This is a genomic window from Roseomonas sp. 18066 (assembly GCF_902706185.1).
Taxonomy (GTDB): domain Bacteria; phylum Pseudomonadota; class Alphaproteobacteria; order Acetobacterales; family Acetobacteraceae; genus Pseudoroseomonas.
In genome coordinates this window covers 1-1,870 of sequence record NZ_CACSJM010000306.1, presented here as the reverse complement: position 1 = coordinate 1,870, position 1,870 = coordinate 1, and the positions used below count along the sequence as shown (strand labels likewise).

Below are 1,870 nucleotides of genomic sequence, written 5' to 3'. Positions count from 1 at the left end.
CGTCACCACCCCCCCCGTCGTCACCCTGCCGGAGACGCCCGTGACCCCGCAGCTTCCCCCCTCCGGCGGGCTCGATGCCGGCGGCGTCCCGCTGCCGGCGCTGCCCGAGGCCTCGGTCCACCTGGTCGCCGAAGCCTCCGACACGCTGCTCGGCAGCCTGAAGCTCGCCTGGCAGGCCGAGCGCAACGTCACCGACGCCTTCGGCCACACCCATGTCTCGGTCTCCAGCGGCGAGCTGCTCTGGCTGACCCCGCAGGACCAGCAGAACCTGGCCTCCGGCCGGCTGACCCTGCCCGAGATGGCCGGCGCCAGCGAGGTGCTGCATATCGACGCCTCCGCCCCCGGCCATGCCGGCGAAGGCCCGGTGCTGCTGCTCTGGTCCGGCGGCATGGCCGATGGCGTCGACCTGACCGGGGCGCTGCGCGGGCTGCTCGGCGATGGCGAGGTGCAGGCGACGCTGGCCCAGCGCGATGGCGGGCTGCTGCTGCACACGCTGCAGCAGGTGGCCGGAGGGCTCGCCACCGACGACGCGCCGGTCGAGCTGCATATCACCGGCCCGCTGGCCACGCCCCCGATCGCCGAGCCGATGCTGCCCGGCAGCGCCGCGGTCAGCCAGCTGATCGCCCTCGCCTGCAACACCCTGCTGGACCGCACCGCCGATGCCGGCGACCTGGCGCGCTGGGGCCATTCGCTCGCCAGCGGCGAGCTCGACGCCCGCGGCCTGGTCGAGGCCATCCTGCGCAGCGACGAATACCAGATCGCCCATGCCGACGAGAGCGACCGCGACTTCGTCGCCGCCGTCTATCGCCACGCCCATGCGACGGAAATGGACCCGGTCTCGCTCGGCCACTGGACCGAGCTGCTGGAAAGCCACGCCATCGACCGCGCCGACCTGGTCATGGCGGTCGGCATGGACGGCCACCACCGCGACGACGCCCTGCCGGGGCATTGACCAGGGGCGCCGGCCGGTCCCGCCTCACACCGCCGTTTCTGTAAATTACGTGACCAGGCCCGCAATTACTTGCGAATGATTATCACATGGCGCAGCCTGATATCCCCGATCGGAGATGTCCGCATGGCGACGCACGGCCTGCCAACCTGGCCCTGGACCGATGCCAGCACGGAGGCCCTGCCGGCTGCCGAGGCCCTGCTGCTGGAAGCGATGCGCCGCTGGGCCGAGGCCGCGCGCCAGGGCCACCCCGCTTTGCCCGCCGCCCGCCTGCTGCTGGTCGCCGAGGACCTGGCCGAGGCCGCGCCCTGGCTGGACGCCGTGCTGCGGCTGGGCGATTTCGGCCTGGGCGCGCCGCTGCAGCCGCGGCTGACCGGGCAGGAACCCGCGCTGCTCCTGGCCTTCGCCCTCAGCCAGCGCAGCCCGCGCCGCGAAGCCCTGGCCGGCTTCCTGCGCCTGCTGCCCACCACCAGCGCCCACGCCGCCATGGGGCCCGGCCTCGCCCTCGGGCTGGCATTCCGGCGGCGAGGGCTGCTCTTGGCCAATCCATTCAGAAGTCATTGAAGAGAAGACAGGCAAAGGCTGGGGGAATGAATTCCCCCCGCAAACGTATACGTTTGCGCCCATCTTTTTTCTGATCATCGGCTGTGGCGTGACCTGCGCCTTACAACAACCAACACCAGGGCATTACGGCGGGACGCCGTTTTCATAAAAAACAGCGCGCCCTTGCAGGTCGCGCTGCTGATTGGCCGTTTCACCTCTCGTCGCCACGTGGAGACGGCAGTCCGAAAGAAAAAAGAAGCGACTGTCTTGGGTGTCAAGCGGTCTGCTCCTTCGCGGAGGTTGTGGTTCTCCAGGGTGTTGAGCTTTGGAGGATGGCATTGAGGATGGTGAGCAGCTTGCGGGCGATGGCGATCAGGG

The 1,870-nt window shown here is 70.1% G+C and carries 2 protein-coding genes; both read left to right on the top strand.

The features are described from left to right. The coding region (locus tag GVN67_RS28895; protein ID WP_160000744.1) for a DUF4214 domain-containing protein at positions 1–952 on the top strand (952 nt) is incomplete at its 5' end. A gap of 123 nt (positions 953–1,075) precedes the next feature. Beyond that, the gene (locus tag GVN67_RS28890) at positions 1,076–1,513 is read left to right on the top strand and encodes a hypothetical protein (RefSeq protein ID WP_160000743.1); all 438 of its coding nucleotides are present in this window, start codon (positions 1,076–1,078) and stop codon (positions 1,511–1,513) included. Positions 1,514–1,870: the final 357 nt, after the last annotated feature.